This is a genomic window from Kribbella hippodromi, assembly GCF_039531045.1.
GTDB classification, from domain to species: Bacteria; Actinomycetota; Actinomycetes; order Propionibacteriales; family Kribbellaceae; genus Kribbella; species Kribbella hippodromi.
Genome location: NZ_BAAAPH010000001.1, coordinates 232,069 through 252,615, shown reverse-complemented (window position 1 = coordinate 252,615; position 20,547 = coordinate 232,069). Strand labels below are relative to the sequence as shown.

The following is a 20,547-nucleotide window of genomic DNA, read 5'->3' as shown; positions in this document are numbered from 1 at the left end:
TCTTTCATCCGGTCAGGTGCGGGCGCGCAGGGACATCAGTTTGCCGCCGATGCGGAACACTCCGTCGCGGAGCGTACACAGCAGTTTGTTCTCGGTTTGGGACAGGCGGCCGATGCTCCGGGAGCGTTTCACCAGCTTGGTGGTGGCGGGGCGGCGCTCGGCGTCGTACGCGGTCAAGGCTGCGGTGAGGTCGGGGGTGCTTTCGAGGTGGCGGGCCAAGGCGCCGGCGTCCTCGATTGCGGAGCAGGCGCCGCGACCGAGATAGGGCGTCATCGCGTGCGCCGCGTCCCCCAGGAGCACAATCCGGCCCTGCACGAACGGGACCAGCGGGAGGGTGAGGTCGTAAATGTCGTTCTGCAGAACTGTTTCGGTGGCGGAAATCAGCTGCGGAATCGGCTCATGCCAGCTGGTGAAGGCGGTCGGCTCGCCGGTGGTGCCTGGCGGCTGGTTCGCGGTTCCGTACCAGTAGAAGCGGCCGTCGATCAGCCGGGCGAACCCGAACAGTTGCCCACGGCCCCAAGTCTCGCCACCGCCGTCGTCCACCGCGACATCCGCAATCCCCCGAAACGCCGATACTCCTGAGTACCTCGGGCCTTGGTAATCCGGGTACAACCCTTGCCGAATCACACTGCGAACCCCATCAGCCGCTACCAGCAGATCCGCCCTCAGCTCCCCGTTCACCACCACCCCATCCCGATCCTGCTGAACATCCACCACCTCGTACCCCGTACACACCGTCACCCCACCGCTCTCCGCTGCGGGGTTGCCGAACTCAGCGGTGATCAAATCGTGCAGTTGCGCGCGGTGGATCATCACCGGAATCTCCACACCGAGCTCCGCCGCGCCGACAACCCAGCGCCCGTCCGGCTTCCGCATCCCGGCCGGCTTCGCCCGTACCGACGCCTTCTCGACGCCCTTCACCCCCAGCCCCTCGAGCACGGCGACCGCCGACGGCCAGACCGAGATCCCCGCGCCGACCTCCCCCAACTCCGGCGCCCGCTCCAGCACAGTCACCCGCCATCCACACCGCCGCAACGCGACAGCAGCCGTCACCCCACCAATCCCCGCGCCCACCACAATCGCCGTCCGCATAATCAAAACTCTACACCTGTAGAGTCCACCCCACCAGTGCAAGACTGTCCCCCGTGACTGGTGACCGGCAGCCGCGCGGAGCCGATGGGCGGGCTCCCCGGGGGATGGGGCGGCGGGAGGCGATTGCGGATGCGGCTATCCGGCTGGTTGCCACTCGTGGGCTGCGTGGGTTGACGCATCGGGCGGTGGATGCCGAGGCGGGGCTTCCGCCCGGTTCGACGTCGTACTACCTGCGTACCCGCGACGCGCTCCTCGCCGCCTGCGTGAATCGGATGCTGACCCGCGACGTCGGCGGCATGCCACCCGCCGGCGGCGACCCGCTCGACCTGATCGTGACGATGACCGTCACCCTCGCCCACACCCGCCCGGACGACCTGATCGCCCGCTACGAACTCTCCCTCGAAGCCGCCCGCCGCCCCGAACTCCGGACCGCGATCGACGAAGGCGGCCGCCAGCTCCGCACCATGCTCGCCCAACTCCTCGCCGCCCTGGACGTCCCCACCCCGGACCAGGCCGCCTGGCCGGTCGCCGCGATGCTCGACGGCCTGATGTACGACCGCGTGGCCGGCGTCGGCGCCACCCTCACCCCAACCGCGTACGAGACCGCCGTCCGCCGCGCCGTCACCGCCCTGATCACCGGCCTCAAAACCACCAGCGAGCCGAACCCCGGCAGCTGAACTACCAGTTCACAGCCGATCGGCGAACGACACGTAGGTGAAGTAGCAGGCCCCGATCAGCATCCCGACATGCCCAAGCACCGACAGTCCCGCGCCCGAACCCCACGCATCCGCCTTGCTGTCCTCGGAGTGCCTTCCACCGCTCGGCAACCATCGGGCCAGCAGCAACAGCCCGATGACAGTCAGCACCCACCACCCGGCCAGCATCCCGATCGCGATCTCGCGCCGGCCGGTGACCAGGGCAACGATCCACCCGACCAGCGTGATCACACCCACAAGCGTGTGCAGCCGCAACAATCCCGCCGAAAACCCCTGCCGGCCGGCGCCGTGCCCGGTCCCGTCCACGACCGTCCCACCCAGCCGTACCCGCGTCAGCAACACCACAACCGCACCAAGCGCGGTCAACACCCAGGTGAGGTTCGACAGTTCCACGCCCCGATCCATACCCCACCCGACCCGCTTCCCAACCCTCCCGCATCACGATCCGGTTTTGTGTACCGAAGAACAGGTAGTGGTCGGGCGGGACTAGTACACCTGAGCGTGAATGCTCCCGTGCGTACACCGTCCCGCCGGTGTACTACCTGTCCTTCGGTCCCCATCCACCCGTTTGGCGGTGAGGGGCAGCGGATTGGTCAGCCGGTTTGGGCCTGCCCCTGCGGACTTCCCTGACCAGTCGATCCCTGACCCTGGCCGGTGTTGCCCTGGCCTTGGCCGGTTGATCCCTGGCCCTGGCCGGTCGATCCTTGACCTTGGCCGGTGGTGCCCTGTCCTTGGCCGGTTGATCCCTGGCCCTGGCCGGTGCCCTGGCCTGGGAAGGTGCCGTTGCCGTTGCCCTGGTTGGGGAAGCCGCCGCGGAAGCCGCCGCCGGGGCCGCCGAACTGGCCCTGCTGGTTGCTGGTGCCATCCCAGGAATGGCCGACCGCCATCCCGCCCAGGAAAGCGAGCACGGCTAACACGGAACCAGCGCCGGCCAGGACCACGGTGCTCGGGCGCTTTCCGGTCGCCCCACCAGTGGGTGCTTGGGTTGGCGCGGAACCACCCGCTTGAGCAGCTGCACCCGACGGCGCGGCAGGCGCGGCATACCCGGACGGCACGGCATGTCCGGAAGGATCCCCTTGGACACCCTGGTTGACCTGCGGAGCGGCCGGGTGCGGGGCGGTCTGGTTGGAGGGGTCAGGGTGGTTTGACATATCAGGCTCCAGCCTTGGTGGTCAGGTCGTAAACGGTGGTGCTGCCTACAGCTTGGGATTGGAAGTTCTGCGCTACCCAGGCGGCGATCTCGGCGGTGGTGCCGTCGCGACCGCCAGGCCCGCCGAAACCGGACGAACCGATGAAGTAGTGGACTTTGCCTTGGGCAACCAGTTCTTTGAACTCGGCCAGCGAGGGCGCAGGGTCGGTGCCGTTGAAGCCGCCGATCGCCATGATCGGCTGGCCGGAAGCGATCTGAAGCGGAGCGGCTCCGTTGGCGGTGACCGCGGCAGCTGCCCAGGTGTAGCCCTTGGCTCCCTGCTGCAACAGAGTCACCAACTCACTGGACACGCTGCTGATCCCGCCGCCCCCAAGGAACCCACCCATCCCACCGATACCGCGGCCAACCCGCCCAGTCCCGTTCTGCCCCCCAGTCCCGTTCTGCGTACCAGTCCCGTTGGATGTGCCGGCCCCGTTCTGTGTGCCCAGCTGGCCGGGTGGCATCCCCATCCGCCCGAAGCCGCCCATCCCCCCGGCACTGGACGGACCAGCCGACGGCAAAGCACCGGCGTGCGCACTGCTGATCGTCTCGACGGAGTACGCAGTAGGTCCGGCCAACGCACTCACAGCCAGCACAGCCGCCGTGAACAACCCCGCCCGCCGAGCCGCAACCCGATGCAGCTTCAACTCCGGCAGCAGCATCAGCAACCCAGCAGCAAGCACACCGGTGATCAGCACAACCCACCGCAACCAAGGCTGCCAGCTCGGCGTCTGCCGAAGCAGCGCGAACCCCCACCCAGCGGTCAGCAGAATCCCACCAGCAAGAGTTGCCCGAGGCAACCACTCGTCGCGTCGCCACCACAGTACGAACATCGCCGCGCCGATCACCGCACCGATCGCCGGGGCCAGCGCGATCATGTAATAGCTGTGGATGATCCCCTGCATGTAACTGAACACCAGCCCGGTGACAACCAGCCACCCGCCCCACAACAACGCGAACGCACGCTTCCGATCCGTCCGCGGCGCCTTGCCCGCGGCAACCACCAACACAATGGTCGCAAGCAACGCAGCCGGCAACAACCAGGCGATCTGGGACGCGAACTCCCCACCGAACAACCGCTGTACGCCGGTGGAACCGCCCCACCCAGGATTCCCGACGCCGCCACCAACCGACCCGGTTTCATTGCCGTTCAACCGACCCAGCCCGTTGTACCCAAGCGTCAACTCAAGAATGCTGTTGTTCGACGACCCACCAATGTACGGTCGCGCCGAAGCAGGTAGCAGTTCGACGATCGCGACCCACAACCCGGCGCTGACGATCAACGAAACAGTGGCCAGTACGAGGTGCAGGATGCGCTTCCCCAACTGTGGCTTGCCGGCAACCAGGTACGCCAGCCCGAACGCCGGCAGGATCAAGAACGCCTGCAACATCTTCGTCAGGAACCCGAACCCGACCAATGCACCGGCCAGCATCATCCACCGCGCGGCGTGCGTCGACGAGTCGATCGCCCGCGTAACCGCCCAAGCCCCCGCGCACAACAGCAGAATCAGCAACGCATCAGGATTGTTGAACCGGAACATCAACACCGCGACGGGCGTCAACGCGAGGATCGCCCCCGCCAGCAGACCGGCATTCGCGGAGAACCATCGCCGCACCGACACGTACACGAATCCGACGCTCGCAACGCCCATCAACGCCTGCGGTACGAGCATGCTCCAACTGCTGAAACCGAAGATCCGCGCCGACAATCCCATCACCCACAGCGAGGCGGGCGTTTTGTCGACGGTAATGAAACTCGAAGCGTCCAAGGACCCGAAGAACCAGGCTTTCCAGCTCGATGCCCCGGCTTGTACGGCGGCCGCGTAGTACTCGTTCGCGTACGCGTTCTTGGAAAGGCCCCATAAATAGGCGATCGCGGTCAGTACCAGCAATCCGCCGTACAGGATCTTGTCTTTGCCCAGGGTGTACTGGGTGGTGATCGCCCGTGGCCGAGTCGCCTCGACGGGATCGGATAATGTGGTCATTCAGTTGCTCCGGGTTTGATCGAGAACCGCCGGCGATTCGAAGGCGGGCAAGGTAGGCGCGTCGTCGTCGAACACCCACGTCTGGAAGAGGCTGAAGCGGACCACCGTGGCGGCCAGGTTCGCGGCGGTCAGGACGGTGATCTCGACCGCTTGGTGCGGCGCGGCGACGGCGGTGTGCAGCAGCCAGAGCGACGCCGCGGTCAGGCTCCAGCCGATGCCGAAGGTGACCAGGCCGCGGAGCTGATGCCGCCACCGGCCCTCCACGCCGCGGACGCCGAACGTGATCCGCCGGTTGAGCGCGGTGTTGCCGACCGCGGTGATCAGCAACGCCAGCAGGTTCGCGACCTGGGCCGGCAGGCCCTGCCGCAGCACGAGATAGAGCAGCGCGTACGCCGCGGTGCTGAGCACGCCCACCGCGCAGAACCGCAGGACCCGCGCGGCCATGGCGGTCCGTGGATCGAGGATGCGCGGCCGGCCGAACTTCTGCCGCACCGGTTCGAGATCCGCCCGGCTGCGCATCAGCCGGGCGATGCCGCGTAGATCCTCGCCGACCGTCTTCGCGATCGCGACCCGCGAGTCCAGGTCGTCGATCCAGTCGACCGGCACCTCGTGGATGCGCAGGCCGGCCTTCTCGGCCAGCACCAGCAGCTCGGTGTCGAAGAACCAGCTGGTGTCCTCGACCAGCGGCAGCAGCTCGCGGGCGACCTCGGCGCGGACCGCCTTGAACCCGCATTGCGCGTCCGAGAAATGCGCGCTCAAAGTTGCCCGCAGCAACAGATTGTACGAGCGGGAGATGATCTCGCGCTTCGGCCGCCGGACCACCCGGGAGCTCTTCGCCAATCGGGTGCCGATGGCAACATCACTGTGGCCGGCCAGCAAGGGTGCGACCAATGGAAGCAGCGCGTTGAGGTTGGTGGACAGGTCGACGTCCATGTACGCGAGCACCTCGGCGTTGCTCGCGGACCAGACCTGCTTCAGCGCCCGCCCACGCCCGGACTGCTCCAGCCGCACCACCCGCACTCCGGGCAGTTCGGTGGCGAGCAGCACGCCGATCTCATAGGTCGCGTCCGTACTTCCGTTGTCCGCGATGCAGACCTCGGCCGAGAACGGGAAGGCGGCGTCGAGAAACTCCCGGAGCCGCCTGATGTTCGGTCCGAGGTCGTTCTCCTCGTTCTTGACGGGTACGACGATCTCGACCCGAGGATGCCCTGGAATCTCCATGGCACCGATGCTGTCCGGCGAACCTGAGCCAGCCCCTGTGCGTGGCTGGCAGTTTCCTGGCAGTTACCGGGTGCGACGAAGCCAGAGCAGGCCGAGCACGGGCAGCACCAGCGGGACGAACCCGTAGCCCTGGCCGAAGTGCGACCACACGGTCGCGTCCGGGAAGTCGTCCGGTACGGCGTAACTGAACGCGCCGACCCCGATCACCCCGACGAGTTCGATCGCGATCGCGGCGGTGGCGACCTTGCGCGACACCGTGGTCGCCTTGGCCAGCGCGAACGTCGCCGCGCAATAGATGATCGCGGCAACGGCCGACAGCAGGTACGCGATCGGCGCATCGTGGAACTTGGTGGCGATCTGTACGGCGGCCCGGGCCGTCGCGGCCAGCGCGAACACCCCGTACACCGCGATCAGGATCCGGCCCGGACCATGTTTCGTCGCCGCGGGATCGGCCATGTCACGCCGTCCAGACTTCGTGCAACCGCAGTTCCAGAATGGGAACGACCAGGCACGCGACCGCCAGCGCCCCGGCACCCCAGCGGCTGCTCTCCGCCAGCGCCCAGAACGCACCGACCGGCAGTACGAGCAGCGAACCGATCAGATAGCCGATGAAGAACGGCCCGGACACATCCCGCTCGGTGCCACTCAGTTGCACGATGCCGATCACCAGTTGGGCGATCAACGCGACCTCGACCACGCCGATGATCCCGAGCACGGTCCAGTCGATCCGCTTGTTCCGCGCGGCCAGCACGACGGCGTACACCATTGCGGCCAAGGACAACGCGACCAGTACCCAAGTGAGCGGCGTGAACACGGTTAGAGAATGTCACCCGGGGTGTAGGCGGCTGCTTCCGGGTGGCGCTTGGCGAGCTCGTCGATCTTCGCGACGACCGCGCCGACCTGGGCGACGGCCGCGCCGGTGAAGGACAGCGGTTCGCCGACGATGCCGACGATCTGCTCCTCGGTCAGCCCGAGCCGGCCATCGGCCCCGAGGCGGTGGAACAGGTCGTTCGCGGCCAGGCCCTCGCGCAGATCCAGCGCGGTTGCGACCGCGTGCTCCTTGATCACCTCGTGCGCGGTTTCCCGGCCGACCCCGTTCTTCACCGCGGCCATCAGCACCTTCGTGGTGGTCAGGAATGGCAAGTACCGCTCCAGCTCACGGGCGACCACCGCCGGGTACACCCCGAACTCGTCCAGCACGGTCAGGAACGTCTCGAACAGTCCGTCCAGCGCGAAGAACGCGTCCGGCAGCGCGACCCGGCGGACGACCGAGCAGAAGACGTCACCCTCGTTCCATTGCGTACCCGCAAGCTCGCCGGCCATCGACGCGTACCCCCGCAGGATGACCGCGAGGCCGTTCACCCGCTCGCACGACCGGGTGTTCATCTTGTGCGGCATCGCCGAGGACCCGACCTGGCCCTCCTTGAACCCTTCGGTGACCAGCTCGTGCCCGGCCATCAGCCGGATCGTGGTGGCCAGGCTGGACGGCCCGGCCGCCAGCTGGACCAGCGCGGACACGACCTCGTAGTCGAGCGACCGCGGGTACACCTGGCCGACGCTGGTCAGTGTCTGGCTGAACCCGAGATGCTGAGCGATCGTGGTTTCCAGCGTCGCCAGCTTTTCCGCGTCACCGCCGAACAGGTCGAGCATGTCCTGCGACGTGCCGACCGGGCCCTTGATGCCGCGCAGCGGGTACCGCTCGATCAGCTCCTCGAGCCGCGCGACCGCGACCAGCAACTCGTCCGCCGCGGAGGCGAAGCGCTTGCCGAGCGTGGTCGCCTGGGCGGCCACGTTGTGCGAACGGCCGGTCAGCACCAGCGCCGCGTGGTCCGCCGCCAGCTGACCGAGCCGGACGGCAGTCGCCACCGCGCGGTCCCGGATCAGCTCCAGACCGGCGCGGATCTGGAGCTGCTCCACGTTCTCGGTGAGGTCACGACTCGTCATCCCCTTGTGGATGTGTTCGTGCCCCGCGAGCGCGCTGAACTCCTCGATCCGCGCCTTCACGTCATGCCGGGTGACCCGCTCCCGGGCCGCGATCGACTCCAGGTCGACCTGGCCGATCACCCGCTCGTAGTCCTCGACGACCCCGTCCGGCACCGCGACCCCGAGCTCGCGCTGGGCCCGCAGCACCGCTACCCAGAGCTTCCGCTCGAGCACGATCTTGTGCTCCGGTGACCACAGCTCCGCCATCGACAGACTGGCGTAGCGCGCGGCGAGAACGTTGGGAATCCGGGGTTTGGTCACGAACCCCATCCTCCCAGACGGCCGTCAGCCGACCGTCAGCAGACCACAGAGCTTGGCGCCGGACAGCGTGCAGACCTGGTACGAGCCCGCGGCCAGGCCCTTCGGAACGGCCAGCGTGTACGGGCCGGCGCTCTGGTACGACGGAATCGCCATCCCGGCCTCGCCCTGGATCGCGCGCCACGAGTGCGGCGTGGTCGCGTCACCCGGGATCTTGGCGACCAGCGTGTACAGCGGCACGTCCGGCTTGGCCGCCGACGCCAGCGTGAACGTCGCGGCCCGGACCTGCTTGTCCCCGAAGGTGGCGACGAACTGACCGCCGGCCGACTTCGACAGCAGCTTGATCCCGAGCGGACCGGCCTTCACCGCCGGCTGTACCTTCGGCTGCACCTCGACCTCGGGCGGGGCGACCGCGTTCGTCGGCACCGGGCTGTTCGCCACCGGGGTGTCGTTGTGCACTGGCCGGAGCGTCGGCACGATCGCGACCGCGCCGACCACGACGGCCGCGCCGATCACCGACAGGCCGGCGGTCCGGCGGCGCTTACGGGTCCGGGCCGTGGTCAGCACGGAGTCGAAGTCACCGGCCGACTCGGCCGCGCGGCGGTCCGCCAGGGCCTGCAAGTCCTCCTGCAGATCAGGCATGGTCGTCACTCCTCAACAGCAATGATGCGGACAGGGTGTCCCGGGCGCGGGACAGGCGCGACTTGACCGTGCCCTCCGCGATCCCGAGCGCGTCCGCGACCTGAGCCACGCTCAGGTCGCAGACGTAATGGAGGACGACGGCCTGCCGGGTCGGGATCGGCAGGCCGGCGAGAGCCTGCTCCAGATCACCTGCGTAACCGTCGGCGGGGTCCGCGACATGCTCGGCCGGCAGCCGGTGGAACAGCTGCCGGAACCGGTTGCCGTCACGGTGCCGGTTGGCCGCCAATCGCACGGCCACCAGGCGCACCCACGCTTCCGGAGAGTCGTACCGCGAGACCTTCTGCCAGCGCGGCACCAACCGGACGAACGCTTCCTGGACGATGTCCTCGGCCTCGGCGCGCGACCCGGTCAGCAACGAGATCACCCCGACCAGCCGTGGCTGGTACGCGCGGTAGAAATCCCGCAGCCCCTCCGTCTCCATACCCATCTACACCCCCGACCCCTGAATCCGGTTCCATCGAATTTCCCGACTGTATCGGGAGCAGGCCGCGGAGCCGCCGGCGTCGGTGGGCCGTCCGTGTCGTTGGGGCCCTTGATCAGAGGGTGATCTCGCCGCGCTCGGCCTTCAGCGCGATGTCGGTACGGTGCTGGGAGCCCTTGATCCGGATCTGGCCGACGGCGGCGTACGCGCGCTGCCGCGCCTCGGCCAGGTCCTTGCCGACGGCGCTGACCGCGAGCACCCGGCCGCCGGCCGTGACCAGTTCCTCACCGTCCAGCGCGGTCCCGGCGTGGAAGACCCGTACGTTGTCGTTCTCCGCCTGCTCGACACCGGCGATCACATCACCGCTGCGCGGGCTCGCCGGGTACTTCTTCGCCGCCACCACGACAGCGACCGACGACGCGTTCCGCCAGCTCAGGTCACCGTGATCGCCGAGCTTGCCGGTCGCCGCCGCGTACAGCAGTCCGCCCAGCGGGGTCTTCAGCATCGGCAGCAACGCCTGCGTCTCCGGGTCACCGAAACGGCAGTTGAATTCGATCACCCGGACCCCCCGGGAGGTCAGCGCGAGACCGGCATAGAGCAGTCCCGAGAACGGCGTACCCCGGTGCCGCAGCTCGTCGACGGTCGGCTGCAACACCTTCTCGGTGATCTCGGCGACCAGATCATCCGGTGCCCAGGGCAACGGTGTGTACGCGCCCATGCCGCCGGTGTTCGGCCCTTCGTCACCGTCCGCGAGCCGCTTGAAGTCCTGCGCCGGCTGCATCGGCAGCACGGTCGTACCGTCCGTGATCGCGAACAGCGACACCTCGGGACCGTCCAGGTACTCCTCGATCAGCACCTGCTCACACCCGGCCGCGTGCGCCAGCGCCGCGTCCCGGTCCTCGGTCACCACCACGCCCTTGCCGGCGGCCAGCCCGTCGTCCTTCACCACATACGGCGGCCCGAACGCGTCGATCGCGGTCGCTGCCTCCTCCGGCGTCGTACACACATAGGCGCGGCCGGTCGGTACGCTCGCGGTCGCCATCACGTCCTTCGCGAACGCCTTCGACCCCTCGATCCGCGCCGCCTCGCGGGACGGCCCGAACACCGCGATCCCCGCGTCGCGCAGCGGGTCGGCCAGCCCGGCCACCAGCGGCGCCTCGGGACCGACGACCACCAGGTCAGACTCCAGCTCCCGCGCCAGCGCCACCACGGCGTCATGGTCCGAAACATCCACCGCCCGGCAAACCACCGTCTGCCCGTCGAACACCGGCCGCAAAGCCGCAATCCCCGGATTCCCCGGCGCCGCCACGACCTGCTCCACCTCCGGATCCTGGGTCAACCCCCAAGCCAGAGCATGCTCACGTCCACCAGACCCGACCACCAAGACCTTCACAGGCCCCCACCCTAGCGTGCCCAACACACCCTCCCGGCCCAGCACCGCTTACAAGCAAGAGCCACCCTCACGTACTCGACGTACAAGCAAGAGCCGCCCTCGCGTGCTCGACGTACAAGTACTCGCGTGCTCGGCGTACAAGTACTCGCGTGCTCGGCGCACAAGTAACAGCAGCACCTCGCCTACTCCGCGTACAAGTAACAGCAGCACCTCGCCTGCTCCGCAGGCGCCCCCTTCGCCCCTCCACTCCTCACCACACCCACTCCGCGCGCTACCCACCCACCCCCGGCTCAGCGCCGCACCCCTCTCCGCCTCCCGCCCGACCTCCCGACTCCCGCCGGCCCCTCGCCGGATCGGCGAGCCGCAGCCCGCGGTCAACTCGCCGGCGCCCGCGATCTACTCATCCACGTCCACCGGCGCACTCAGCACAAACACCAGCCACAAACCAACGCCCGGCTCAACCGCCTCCGCCCGTGGTCCACTCGCCCGCGCCCGCGGGTGCGCTTGGCGGATGCACCCGGCGGTAGGCCGATGTCCGGCTGAGCCGCGTCCGCCGAGCGTGCTGTGCGGGGGATGGCCCCTCAGGTGGTGGGTTGCCCCCTTAAAATACGAGGGGGCAACCCACCATCTGAGGGGGCAAGCTCCGCGGCGCCGCGGAGGTTGCGGGCGCTACCCGCTGGCAGTCTCGCTGGCGCGCGTGGGTGAGCGCTCTCTCGCCAGCCACCGCTGGAACAGCGACCTTTCCGGAACATTTCCGGCACTATCCGGCAGAGAGTTTCCAGAAACCCGCCACCTCGCGGGGATGCCCCAGCCGCAGACCGACGCCCTGGCTCAACGCCGGTTGTCCCCCGCCTGCTTGCAGGAGGAGCGCTGCCCCCTCGATGGAGGGCCGGCCCCTGAGATGCAGGGTTGCCCCCTGAAAGTACGAGGGGGCAACCCACCATTTGAGGGGGCAACCTCCGCGTCGCGCGGGTGGGTTGCGGGGGTCATCCCGCGGGTCGGCGCCGGTGCAGCCTCCGGCGATTGCCGGCGCGTGTTGGCCGGCACCATCAGCACGCTCCGCGCCAGGCGCTGTCCCGCCCAGTGCACCGCGGCTACCGCCGGTTCAACGCCGTGCATCCGCCAGCGATCGCCGGCGCTGTTGGCTGGCACCAGCAGTACGCCCGCAGCAGGCGCTTTCCGCACGGTGCACCTCGGCTACCTCCCGGTTCAGCGTCGGCATGGCCGGCGGGGCCGGACGGTGATGCGCTGAGGCGGGCGGTAGTCAACGGGGCTGGAGGCGGTGCGCTGACGCGGGCGGTAATCAACGGGGAGGCGGTGCGCTGACGCGGGCGACGGTTAACGGGGTGGACCTGATGCTGGTGCCGGTCAGCGGGGGCTGGATGGTGATGCGCTGACGCGGGCGGTAGTCAGCAGGGCGGATGGTGAGGCGCTGACGCGGGCGACGGTCAGCGGGGGTGGATGGTGATGTGTTGAGGCGGGGGATGCGCTGGCGCGGGCGGGGGCAGCGGGGCGCAGGGGGGTAGCGGCCGAAGGGATCGGCGAGCGGGGGTGGATGGTGAGGCGGGTCGGGTCAGCGGGGGAGGGTGAGGATTTGGGGGCCGGAGGTGGTGATGGCGATGGTGTGTTCGCTGTGGGCGGTTTGGCAGCCGGTGGAGCTGCGGAGGGTCCAGCCGTCGTTGTCGGTGGTGAGGGTGGCGGTGTCGGTCATGATCCAGGGTTCTAGGGCGAGCAGGAGGCCGGGGCGGAGTTTGTAGCCGCGGGCCGGGCGGCCGGTGTTGGAGATGTGGGGGTCCTGGTGCATGGTCGAGCCGATGCCGTGGCCGCCGAAGTCGGTGTTGATTTGGTAGCCGTTGGCGCTCAGGACCGTACCGATCGCGTGCGAGATGTCGCCGATCCGCGCCCCGGGCTGGGCGGCCTCGATGCCGGCGGCGAGGGCCTGTTCGGTCGCGTCGATCAGGGCGACGCTCTCCGCCGGCCGGGATTCGCCGACGATGAAGCTGATCGCGGAGTCGGCGGCGATACCGCGCTTGAGGACGGCGAGGTCGAGCGTGAGCAGATCACCATCGGCAAGGGCATAGTCGTACGGCAGGCCGTGCAGCACCGCATCGTTCACCGACGTACAGATGTAATGCCCGAAAGGCCCGCGCCCGAACGACGGCTCGTAGTCGTAGTAGCAGGACTCCGCACCCAGCGCGGTGATCATCTCCGCGGCCCAGCGGTCGATGTCGAGCAGGTTCGTACCGACGGTGGCGCGGTCCTTCAGCGTGTACAGGATGTTCGCCACCACGGCGCCGGTGTCCTTGGCTCGGATCAGCTCGGCAGGGGTCAGGATCTCGATCACGTACAGTCCTTCTCGGCAGGCCTTCTCGACACGTTCACCAATAACTATACCGGCCATATTATCCCGGTATTAGAATCGGGTCATGGTCAGGTTGCCGCTCAGTCCCGCGGAGGTCGAGCGCGGGCAACGTCTCGGCGCCCTGCTGCGCCGCGCCCGGGGAGAGCGTTCGATGCTCGAGACCGCGCTCGATGCCGGGGTTTCGCCGGAGACGCTGCGCAAGATCGAGTCCGGCCGGGTGGCGACGCCTGCCTTCTCGACCATCGCCGCGATCGCTGACGTCCTCGACCTGTCCCTCGACGAGGTCTGGATCGCGATCAACCAGCCGGCCCGCGGCCGGCGGCTGGTCTCCTAACCCAGCACCCGGCAAACCAGCACAGTCTCAGTACTGCCAGTAGTACCGCCCGTCCGCATTCCAAGCGACCGGTACGGTGGTGCGGTTGGTGAACGCCATACCCAACCCCTTGGCGATCTCAACCGTACGGGCGAGCTGCAGTGAGTACGGATGTTGATTGTCGTCCCACCACTGCTCAACCTGCGTAATACACGTCTGACCCGAGAAATAGGGGTTGGAGCACGAGTGCGGCGGCAGCCACTTCTGCAGATGCCGGAAGTTCACGGTCGTCGACCCGTTCGGCGACTTGATCGTGCCGACGGCATCCAGGCAGTACCCGGCCGCGGGAATGTTCCATTTCACGTAATGCTGACGCCCACCCGCCGACGGAAGCGCTTGCAAACCAGCGCAGTTGGCGTCACCGATCTTCTCGCTGGTCACCCGCTGCACCTGGGTCAACGGCCGCCCGGCACCATCGTTGTACCCGTCGAGCAGAACCCACTCGCCGTCGTGGATGAAATGCTCCGCGGACTTCGGCGGCCACGCCTTCGGATCGCCCCAGGAAATGTCCGATTCGGTCGCACTGAGCGGAGTCCACGCCCACTGCCCGGCGGCCGATCCACCCGCGAAGTACTGTCCGGCCGACTTCTCGAACATCAGCGAGTACTGACCGTACGTCGGCGGGGGCGTACTCGCACCGGCCACCGGCGGCGCCGCCAAACCGGCCGCGGTGATCAGCCCAATTACCAGAGCGAGTCTTCTCATCACGGACAGCAAATATAGTTCCCGCGCGGATTACGATCACGAGAAAGGGCCCGGCCAATGGGGGTGGGGCCGGATTCAGAGGAGCTGCGCGATGCCCGATCCCGTCACCCGAACACTCGACGTACCAGGCGCGACGCTGACGTACGACATCCGCGGCGACCTCGCGAATCGACCCCTTCTGCTGCTGATCGGTTCGCCGATGGGCGCCGGCGGATTCGGTACCCTGGCGTCGCATTTCGCCGACCGGACAGTGGTCACGTACGACCCGCGCGGCGTCGACCGGAGTACGCGCACCGGTGAGCTGACCGAGCTCTCGCCGGACGACCACGCTGCCGATCTTGTCGCATTGATCGAGCATTTGGACGCCGGCCCGGTCGAGCTTTTCGCCAGCAGCGGTGGCGCGGTGAATGCGCTGGCGCTGACCGCGAAACGTCCGGATCTGATCAGCAAGCTGGTCGCCCATGAACCGCCGCTCGCCGCGATCATTCCGGACAGTGCCGCCGCGCTCGGGGCGGTCGAGGACATGTACGCGACGTATCAGCGGGACGGCATGGGCGCCGGGATGGCGAAGTTCATCGCCCTGGTCGGGTACGACGGCGAGATCCCGGCCGGCTACACGGATCAGCCGGCGCCGGACCCGGCGATGTTCGGGCTGCCGACCGAGGACGACGGCACGCGGACCGATGCGCTCCTCGGGCAGAACCTTCGCGGATGTACGTCGTACCAGCCGGACTTCGACGCACTGGCGAAGGCGAAGGACCGGATCGTCGTCGGGGTGGGCGAGGAATCCGCGAACCAGCTCGCGGCGCGAGGCGGCAAGGCCGCGGCGGCGCGGCTCGGGCTGACTCCGGTCACCTTCCCCAGCAACCATGGTGGTTTCCTCGGCAACGAGTACGGTCAGCCCGGTAAGCCTGAGGAGTTCGCCTCCACCCTCCGCGAGGTGCTCGGCGACCGCACTCCGTGACCTCACCGACCCAGGGCGTGTCCATCGGGGTGGGCTGGACGGGACCGGGCCGGGCATCTGCTTAGCTGGAGTTATGACTGACAAGCCAGAGATCGACTTCCCGGACGGTCCGCCGCCGGCGGATCTCGAGATCACCGACATCACCGTGGGCGACGGCGACGAGGCCAAGGCCGGGTCGCGGGTGAACGTGCACTACGTGGGCGTGGCCCACTCCACCGGCGAGGAGTTCGACGCGTCGTACAACCGCGGCGCCCCGCTGGCCTTCCAGCTGGGCATCGGCCAGGTCATCCAGGGCTGGGACACCGGCGTGCAGGGCATGAAGGTGGGCGGCCGCCGCAAGCTGGTCATCCCGCCGCACCTGGGCTACGGCGACCGCGGCGCGGGTAGCTCGATCAAGCCCGGCGAGACCCTGATCTTCGTAGTGGATCTGCTCAGCGTCAGCTGATCGGTCCGGAACAGCAGCCGGCGGCGGCCAGGAGTCTCTGGCCGCCGCCAGCTTTTCAGTGCACTGTTGGGCAGATGGATGTGACAGTGGCCGGCAGTGGGGACGCGTTCGGCTCCGGTGGGCGGTTCCAGACCTGCATAGCGGTCGGTACTCACACGCTGATCGACTGTGGCACCACCAGCTTGACCGCACTTCGCCAGCAGTCGCTGGACCCGAACGAGATCCGTACTGTCGTCATCACTCATCTACATGGCGACCACTTCGGCGGACTGCCGTTTCTGATCCTTGACGGGCAGTTCCGTCGCCGTACCGAGGATCTGACCGTGATCGGTCCGCCCGGTACGCAGGCTCGGCTCACTGATGCGATGGAGACGCTGTTCCCCGGTTCATCCCAAGTACAGCGCCGGTTTGGCGTACACGTCCTTGAACACGCTGATGGGCGTACGCGGCAAGTGGACGAACTAGCGGTCACACCGTACGAAGTACGCCATGCTTCCGGTGCACCGGCGTACGCAGTGCGACTGCAAACGCCGGGCCGGTCGATCACGTACTCCGGTGACACCGAGTGGACCGACGCACTGCTCCAGGCAGCAGACGAAGCAGACCTGTTCCTCTGTGAGGGCTACAGCACCACTCCGGTCCGTTGGCACATGGACCTGGAGACACTGGCCCAGTACAGAGACCGCTTCACCTGTCGGCAGCTAGTACTGACCCACCTGTCGCCCACAGCACTAGCAGCGGACCTCAGCGACTGGTCCGTTGCTAGTGACGGCATGCGCCTCTAGCGGTCGATCGGCCGGCAAACGCCGTTGGCCGCGGCACTGGCGGCAAGAGCGGCCGCGGCACTCCCGTTGGCGGACGGAGAGGTACGAGCCGTGTGCCGGCCGATCGGTACGACCATCGGACTTCCGGCGACCGGATCCGGAATCACCTTCACCGCTAGGCCGAACACCTCCTCGACCACCTCTTCGGTGATCACCTTGCGCGGGTCGCCCTCGGCAACGATCTCGCCGTTCTTCATCGCGATCAGGTGGTCGCCGAAGCGGCAGGCCTGGTTCAGGTCGTGCAGTACCAGCACGATCGTCCGGGACTCCGACTTGTTCAGGTCCACCAGCAGGTCCAGCACCTCGAACTGGTGTGTCAGGTCGAGGAACGTGGTCGGCTCGTCCAGCAACAGGATGTCGGTCTCCTGCGCCAGCGCCATCGCGATCCAGACCCGCTGCCGCTGACCACCGGACAGCTCGTCGATCGGCCGGTCCGCGATCGAGAGCACGTCCGTCGACGTCATCGCGGCCGCGACCGCCTCGTCGTCCTCCTTCGACCACTGCCGGATCCAGCGCGTCCGCGGGTACCGGCCCCGGCCGACCAGGTCCGCGACCGTGATCCCCTCCGGAGCGGTCGGCGACTGTGGCAGCAGCCCCAGCTTGGTCGCCACCTCGCGGGTCGGGATCTGCTGGATGCTCTTCCCGTCCAGCAGCACAGTGCCGCGCGACGGCTTCAGCAGCCGGGCCAGTGTCTTCAGCAGCGTCGACTTGCCGCATGCGTTGGCGCCGACGATGACAGTGATCTTCCCGGTCGGTATCCGTACCGACAGGTCGTGGATGATCTCCCGCTGGTCGTAGCCGACCGCGAGCCCGTCGGCAGCCAGGCTGTGCTGTGTCACGGATTCCACCGGGTTCTCCATATCTCAGCCACCACTCCCGACCCGGTTGGCCCGAGCCAGCAGGAACATCAGGTAGGGCGCACCGACGACGCCGGTCACCACTCCGACCGGCAACTGCGTTTCGCCGAACGCATGCTGCGCCACCAGGTCGGACAGGGCCACCACCAGCGCGCCCAGCAGCCCGGACACGATCATCGCGGGCCCTGGCGACCGGGTCAGTCGCCGCGCGATCGGTGGCGCGACGAATGCCACGAACCCGATCGGCCCGGCCGCGGCCGTCGCCACCGCAGCCAGCAGCACCGCGATCACGATCAGCCCGAGTCGCGACACCTCCACCCGCAACCCCAGCCCGTACGCCGTCTCGTCGCCGAGCTGCAGAATGCGCAACTGCTGCACGAGAAACACCATCAGCGGCAGCAGCACCACCAGCGTGACCGCCAGCGACCGTACGTTCGACCAGTCCCGTCCGTTCAGGCTACCGGTCAGCCAAACCAGCGCCTGCTGGGCGATCTCGACCCGTGCCTTGGTCAGCAGGTACGAGGTGACGCTGGTGGCCATCGCACCGATACCGATGCCGATCAGGATCAGCCGGTAACTCGAAACACCGTGCCGCCACGCGAGGACGTACATGATGAACGCGGTCAGCACCGCGCCGGCGATCGCGAACCCGGACACCGCGACACCGGTCAGCCCGAGCGTGACGATCGCGAACACCGCGAACGCACTGGCGCCGTACGTGACACCGATGATGTCCGGGCTGGCCAGCGGGTTGCGGGCGATGCTCTGGAAGATCGCTCCGGACAGACCGAGTGCCGTACCGACCAGCAGGCCCGTGAGCGCCCGGGGCAGCCGCAGCCGGTTCACGATGAACTCGGTCGCCTTGTCGCCGCCACCGAACAGCGTCTTCACCACGTCGATCACCGGGATCTTGAAATCACCCAAGGACAGTGAGACGCAGAAGGTGGCGAACACCACCACAGCCAGTACGGCGATGACGACCAGTGAACGCGTCTGCCGGGCCGCACGGGCCCTGCTGATGACCTGTACCGCTTCCGCTGTCGTCACAGGTCGGCCAGCTTCCGTCGGCGCACTAGAGCGATGAAGAAGGGCGCCCCGAGTACTGCGGTGACGATGCCGACCTGCAGCTCACCTGGCAGGGCTACTACTCGGCCGATGACGTCGGAGCCGAGTAGCAGGATCGGTGCAAGTAATGCCGAGTACGGGAGGATCCACCGGTAGTCCGGTCCCGTCACCAGTCGAGCCACATGCGGGATGGTCAAGCCGACGAAGCCGATCGGTCCTGCAGCAGCGGTGGCGGCGCCACAGAGCAGTACTACGACCACTGCGACGAACACCCGGGCCAGTCCGACCCGTTGACCGAGTGACTTGGCCACGTCGTCTCCCAGGGACAACGCGTTCAGTACTCGGCCGCAGAACAGCGACAGCACGATCCCGGCCAGGATGAACGGGGCCACCTGCTGCGCGATGTCCGCTCCGCGACCGGCGAACGAGCCGACGGACCAGAACCGGAACTGGTCGAAGGTGTCGACGTCACCGATCAGCAGTGCGGTCGTCAGCGAGCCCAGCATCGCAGTGAGCGCGGCACCGGCTAGTGCGAGCTTCACCGGTGTCACGCCCTCTCTGCCGAGCGACCCGAGGAAGTAGACCGCGACCGACGCGGCAGCAGCTCCCAGGAAGGCCAGCCAGACGTACGCAGTCAGTGTCGACAGCCCGAACCAGTAGATGCCCCCGACAACGAACAGGGCGGCGCCGCCGTTCACGCCGAGGATGCCCGGGTCGGCCAACGGGTTCCGGGTCACGCCCTGCATCAGCGCGCCGGACAGACCGAGCGCGGCGCCGACCATCAAGCCGATCAGCGTCCGCGGGACGCGCAGTGAGCGGACGATCACGTGGTCGGTGTTCGCCTCGTTGTAGTGGCGCAGGGCATCGATCACTGTCGACAGTGGGATCTGTTTGGACCCGACCGCGATGCTGAGCAAGCACACCACTGCCAGCAGGACGACGCCGCCGACCAGGCCGAGGACAAGGGTGGTCCGCCGGGCGCGGCGCCGCGGACGCGCGGGGGCGGCGGGCTCCAGATCAGGCTCGGCGGAAGCGACTGCACTGGGCGGGGGCATTGGACTTTCCAGATCCTCTTAGGTAAGGCTAACCTCTAGACGCCACAGAATAACCCGGCCGCCCTCGGGTCCGCACCTGCGGCTCCCCCTGCGAAGTTTATGGAGAAACCCCAGCATGACGACTGTGCTCGAGCGGCCGATCGTGTTCGACTCGCTGCTGGCCACCGTGGCGGCCGTAGTGGATCTGAGCCCGCACCTGCGCCGCGTGACGTTCGTCGCACCGCGTATCGCGGAGGCGGTCACCGCCGGCCCGGACCAGCGCATCAAGGTGCTGTTCACTCCCCCGGACGGCAGTACGATCCGGTTACCGGCCGGGCCCGAGTGGTACGCCGACTGGTGCGCTCAGCCGGAAGAGGAGCGTTTCATCATGCGGACGTACACAGTGCGAGCGCTGCGGCCAGAGGTGGCTGAGCTGGACATCGAGTTCGTACTGCACGGAGTCAACGGACCTGCGTCGGCGTGGGTGAGTGAGGCGCAGCTAGGAGACCAGGTGGGCCTCCTGCTGCCGTTCGCAGTCGACACGACCAGCCCGAAGGGCCTGCTCCACTCCGGCGTCGACTACGTCCCGCCGGCAACCAGCGTGCGCCGCGTACTCGTTGCGGATGAGACTGCGCTTCCGGCACTCGCGGGGATTCTGGAGGAGCTACCGGCTGCAGTACATGCCACCGTGTTCGTTGCGGTACCGGACGCTGCTGACGTACGCGCACTGCCGACGCCGGGGACTGCTGACATCACCTGGGTCACGGACGGATCCTTGGTGGATGCACTGAAGTCCGCGACGCTGCCGTTCGACCCGGACTACGCGTGGGTCGCCGGTGAGTCGTCGATGATCAAGTCCGTACGCCGGCACCTGGTGAACGCTGTCGGCATGCCGAAGGCCGCCATCTCCTTCCAGGGCTACTGGAAGCGCGGCGAGGCGCACTGCTGATCGGCGGCT

22 protein-coding genes are annotated in these 20,547 nt (G+C 67.9%); 6 read left to right on the top strand and 16 right to left on the bottom strand.

Going from position 1 to position 20,547, the window contains the following annotated elements; all coding sequences use genetic code 11:
* Nucleotides 1-12: 12 nt before the first annotated feature.
* A complete protein-coding gene (locus ABD260_RS01175; RefSeq protein ID WP_344231392.1) occupies nt 13-1,092 on the bottom strand; it encodes an FAD-dependent monooxygenase in 1,080 nt (359 codons plus the stop codon).
* A 53-nt stretch (nt 1,093-1,145) separates the two neighbouring features.
* On the opposite strand from ABD260_RS01175, the gene ABD260_RS01170 reads away from it, so the two are divergent.
* Nucleotides 1,146-1,769, top strand: coding sequence for a TetR/AcrR family transcriptional regulator (locus ABD260_RS01170; protein WP_344231391.1), 624 nt, complete (start codon nt 1,146-1,148; stop codon nt 1,767-1,769).
* 9 nt (nt 1,770-1,778) lie between these two features.
* Here the strand turns inward: ABD260_RS01170 and ABD260_RS01165 are convergent, their stop codons facing one another.
* From ABD260_RS01165 to map, 11 genes are all read right to left on the bottom strand, one after another.
* Nucleotides 1,779-2,201, bottom strand: coding sequence for a hypothetical protein (locus ABD260_RS01165; protein ID WP_344231390.1), 423 nt, complete (start codon nt 2,199-2,201; stop codon nt 1,779-1,781).
* A gap of 200 nt (nt 2,202-2,401) precedes the next feature.
* A complete protein-coding gene (locus tag ABD260_RS01160; RefSeq protein ID WP_344231389.1) occupies nt 2,402-2,716 on the bottom strand; it encodes a hypothetical protein in 315 nt (104 codons plus the stop codon).
* 244 nt (nt 2,717-2,960) lie between these two features.
* Nucleotides 2,961-4,982, bottom strand: a complete 2,022-nt coding sequence (locus ABD260_RS01155) for a glycosyltransferase family 39 protein (RefSeq protein WP_344231388.1) — start codon at nt 4,980-4,982, stop codon at nt 2,961-2,963.
* Nucleotides 4,983-6,203 (bottom strand): bifunctional glycosyltransferase family 2/GtrA family protein, encoded by a 1,221-nt coding sequence (locus ABD260_RS01150; protein WP_344231387.1) that lies wholly within the window; start codon nt 6,201-6,203, stop codon nt 4,983-4,985.
* Between the two features lie 63 nt (nt 6,204-6,266).
* Entirely contained in the window at nt 6,267-6,659 is a 393-nt protein-coding gene (locus ABD260_RS01145) for a hypothetical protein (RefSeq protein WP_319042735.1), read from the bottom strand.
* 1 nt (nt 6,660) lies between these two features.
* On the bottom strand, nt 6,661-7,017 hold the full coding sequence (locus ABD260_RS01140) for a hypothetical protein (protein WP_344231386.1): 357 nt from the start codon (nt 7,015-7,017) through the stop codon (nt 6,661-6,663).
* Between the two features lie 2 nt (nt 7,018-7,019).
* Nucleotides 7,020-8,456, bottom strand: a complete 1,437-nt coding sequence (gene purB, locus ABD260_RS01135; protein ID WP_344231385.1) for an adenylosuccinate lyase — start codon at nt 8,454-8,456, stop codon at nt 7,020-7,022.
* 15 nt (nt 8,457-8,471) lie between these two features.
* On the bottom strand, nt 8,472-9,086 hold the full coding sequence (locus ABD260_RS01130) for a hypothetical protein (RefSeq protein WP_344231384.1): 615 nt from the start codon (nt 9,084-9,086) through the stop codon (nt 8,472-8,474).
* Complete coding sequence (locus ABD260_RS01125; RefSeq protein ID WP_344231383.1) at nt 9,079-9,567, bottom strand: SigE family RNA polymerase sigma factor; 489 nt, start codon at nt 9,565-9,567, stop codon at nt 9,079-9,081. The genes ABD260_RS01130 and ABD260_RS01125 overlap by 8 nt, the downstream gene beginning before the upstream one ends.
* Before the next feature lie 115 nt (nt 9,568-9,682).
* A complete protein-coding gene (gene purD, locus ABD260_RS01120; protein WP_344231382.1) occupies nt 9,683-10,960 on the bottom strand; it encodes a phosphoribosylamine--glycine ligase in 1,278 nt (425 codons plus the stop codon).
* A 1,573-nt stretch (nt 10,961-12,533) separates the two neighbouring features.
* Nucleotides 12,534-13,304: a type I methionyl aminopeptidase gene (gene map / locus ABD260_RS01115; RefSeq protein WP_344231381.1), complete on the bottom strand. Its 771-nt coding sequence runs from the start codon at nt 13,302-13,304 to the stop codon at nt 12,534-12,536.
* Nucleotides 13,305-13,386: 82 nt separating this feature from the next.
* Here map and ABD260_RS01110 point away from each other — a divergent pair, with 82 nt between their 5' ends.
* Nucleotides 13,387-13,656: a helix-turn-helix domain-containing protein gene (locus ABD260_RS01110; RefSeq protein ID WP_344231380.1), complete on the top strand. Its 270-nt coding sequence runs from the start codon at nt 13,387-13,389 to the stop codon at nt 13,654-13,656.
* Nucleotides 13,657-13,683: 27 nt separating this feature from the next.
* Here ABD260_RS01110 and ABD260_RS01105 read toward each other — a convergent pair whose 3' ends face one another.
* Nucleotides 13,684-14,400: a hypothetical protein gene (locus ABD260_RS01105; RefSeq protein WP_344231379.1), complete on the bottom strand. Its 717-nt coding sequence runs from the start codon at nt 14,398-14,400 to the stop codon at nt 13,684-13,686.
* A 91-nt stretch (nt 14,401-14,491) separates the two neighbouring features.
* Between ABD260_RS01105 and ABD260_RS01100 the strand changes: the two genes are divergently transcribed.
* The 3 genes from ABD260_RS01100 to ABD260_RS01090 all read left to right on the top strand — a co-directional run bounded on the left by ABD260_RS01100 (nt 14,492) and on the right by ABD260_RS01090 (nt 16,594).
* Nucleotides 14,492-15,364: an alpha/beta fold hydrolase gene (locus ABD260_RS01100; RefSeq protein WP_344231378.1), complete on the top strand. Its 873-nt coding sequence runs from the start codon at nt 14,492-14,494 to the stop codon at nt 15,362-15,364.
* A gap of 73 nt (nt 15,365-15,437) precedes the next feature.
* Nucleotides 15,438-15,809 (top strand): FKBP-type peptidyl-prolyl cis-trans isomerase, encoded by a 372-nt coding sequence (locus tag ABD260_RS01095; RefSeq protein ID WP_344231377.1) that lies wholly within the window; start codon nt 15,438-15,440, stop codon nt 15,807-15,809.
* A gap of 74 nt (nt 15,810-15,883) precedes the next feature.
* Nucleotides 15,884-16,594: an MBL fold metallo-hydrolase gene (locus ABD260_RS01090; protein ID WP_344231376.1), complete on the top strand. Its 711-nt coding sequence runs from the start codon at nt 15,884-15,886 to the stop codon at nt 16,592-16,594.
* Here ABD260_RS01090 and ABD260_RS01085 read toward each other — a convergent pair.
* The 3 genes from ABD260_RS01085 to ABD260_RS01075 are packed head-to-tail and all read right to left on the bottom strand — an operon-like array spanning nt 16,591 to nt 19,610.
* Complete coding sequence (locus ABD260_RS01085; protein ID WP_344231375.1) at nt 16,591-17,493, bottom strand: ABC transporter ATP-binding protein; 903 nt, start codon at nt 17,491-17,493, stop codon at nt 16,591-16,593. The genes ABD260_RS01090 and ABD260_RS01085 overlap by 4 nt on opposite strands.
* 3 nt (nt 17,494-17,496) lie before the next feature.
* A complete protein-coding gene (locus tag ABD260_RS01080) occupies nt 17,497-18,537 on the bottom strand; it encodes a FecCD family ABC transporter permease (protein ID WP_344231374.1) in 1,041 nt (346 codons plus the stop codon).
* On the bottom strand, nt 18,534-19,610 hold the full coding sequence (locus ABD260_RS01075) for a FecCD family ABC transporter permease (protein ID WP_344231373.1): 1,077 nt from the start codon (nt 19,608-19,610) through the stop codon (nt 18,534-18,536). Before ABD260_RS01075 ends, ABD260_RS01080 begins: the two co-directional genes overlap by 4 nt.
* A 115-nt stretch (nt 19,611-19,725) precedes the next feature.
* Between ABD260_RS01075 and ABD260_RS01070 the strand changes: the two genes are divergently transcribed.
* The gene (locus tag ABD260_RS01070; RefSeq protein WP_344231372.1) at nt 19,726-20,538 is read left to right on the top strand and encodes a siderophore-interacting protein; all 813 of its coding nucleotides are present in this window, start codon (nt 19,726-19,728) and stop codon (nt 20,536-20,538) included.
* Nucleotides 20,539-20,547 lie beyond the last annotated feature (9 nt).

Coding starts and splice junctions, on each gene's coding strand:
- ABD260_RS01125 (WP_344231383.1), bottom strand. CDS start 9,567: ATGGAGACGGAGGGGCTGCGGGATTTCTACCGCGCGTACCAGCCACGG.
- ABD260_RS01150 (WP_344231387.1), bottom strand. CDS start 6,203: ATGGAGATTCCAGGGCATCCTCGGGTCGAGATCGTCGTACCCGTCAAG.
- ABD260_RS01075 (WP_344231373.1), bottom strand. CDS start 19,610: ATGCCCCCGCCCAGTGCAGTCGCTTCCGCCGAGCCTGATCTGGAGCCC.
- ABD260_RS01090 (WP_344231376.1), top strand. CDS start 15,884: ATGGATGTGACAGTGGCCGGCAGTGGGGACGCGTTCGGCTCCGGTGGG.
- ABD260_RS01100 (WP_344231378.1), top strand. CDS start 14,492: ATGCCCGATCCCGTCACCCGAACACTCGACGTACCAGGCGCGACGCTG.
- ABD260_RS01095 (WP_344231377.1), top strand. CDS start 15,438: ATGACTGACAAGCCAGAGATCGACTTCCCGGACGGTCCGCCGCCGGCG.
- ABD260_RS01145 (WP_319042735.1), bottom strand. CDS start 6,659: ATGGCCGATCCCGCGGCGACGAAACATGGTCCGGGCCGGATCCTGATC.
- ABD260_RS01110 (WP_344231380.1), top strand. CDS start 13,387: ATGGTCAGGTTGCCGCTCAGTCCCGCGGAGGTCGAGCGCGGGCAACGT.
- ABD260_RS01070 (WP_344231372.1), top strand. CDS start 19,726: ATGACGACTGTGCTCGAGCGGCCGATCGTGTTCGACTCGCTGCTGGCC.
- ABD260_RS01155 (WP_344231388.1), bottom strand. CDS start 4,982: ATGACCACATTATCCGATCCCGTCGAGGCGACTCGGCCACGGGCGATC.
- ABD260_RS01175 (WP_344231392.1), bottom strand. CDS start 1,092: ATGCGGACGGCGATTGTGGTGGGCGCGGGGATTGGTGGGGTGACGGCT.
- ABD260_RS01130 (WP_344231384.1), bottom strand. CDS start 9,086: ATGCCTGATCTGCAGGAGGACTTGCAGGCCCTGGCGGACCGCCGCGCG.
- purB (WP_344231385.1), bottom strand. CDS start 8,456: ATGGGGTTCGTGACCAAACCCCGGATTCCCAACGTTCTCGCCGCGCGC.
- ABD260_RS01105 (WP_344231379.1), bottom strand. CDS start 14,400: ATGAGAAGACTCGCTCTGGTAATTGGGCTGATCACCGCGGCCGGTTTG.
- ABD260_RS01085 (WP_344231375.1), bottom strand. CDS start 17,493: ATGGAGAACCCGGTGGAATCCGTGACACAGCACAGCCTGGCTGCCGAC.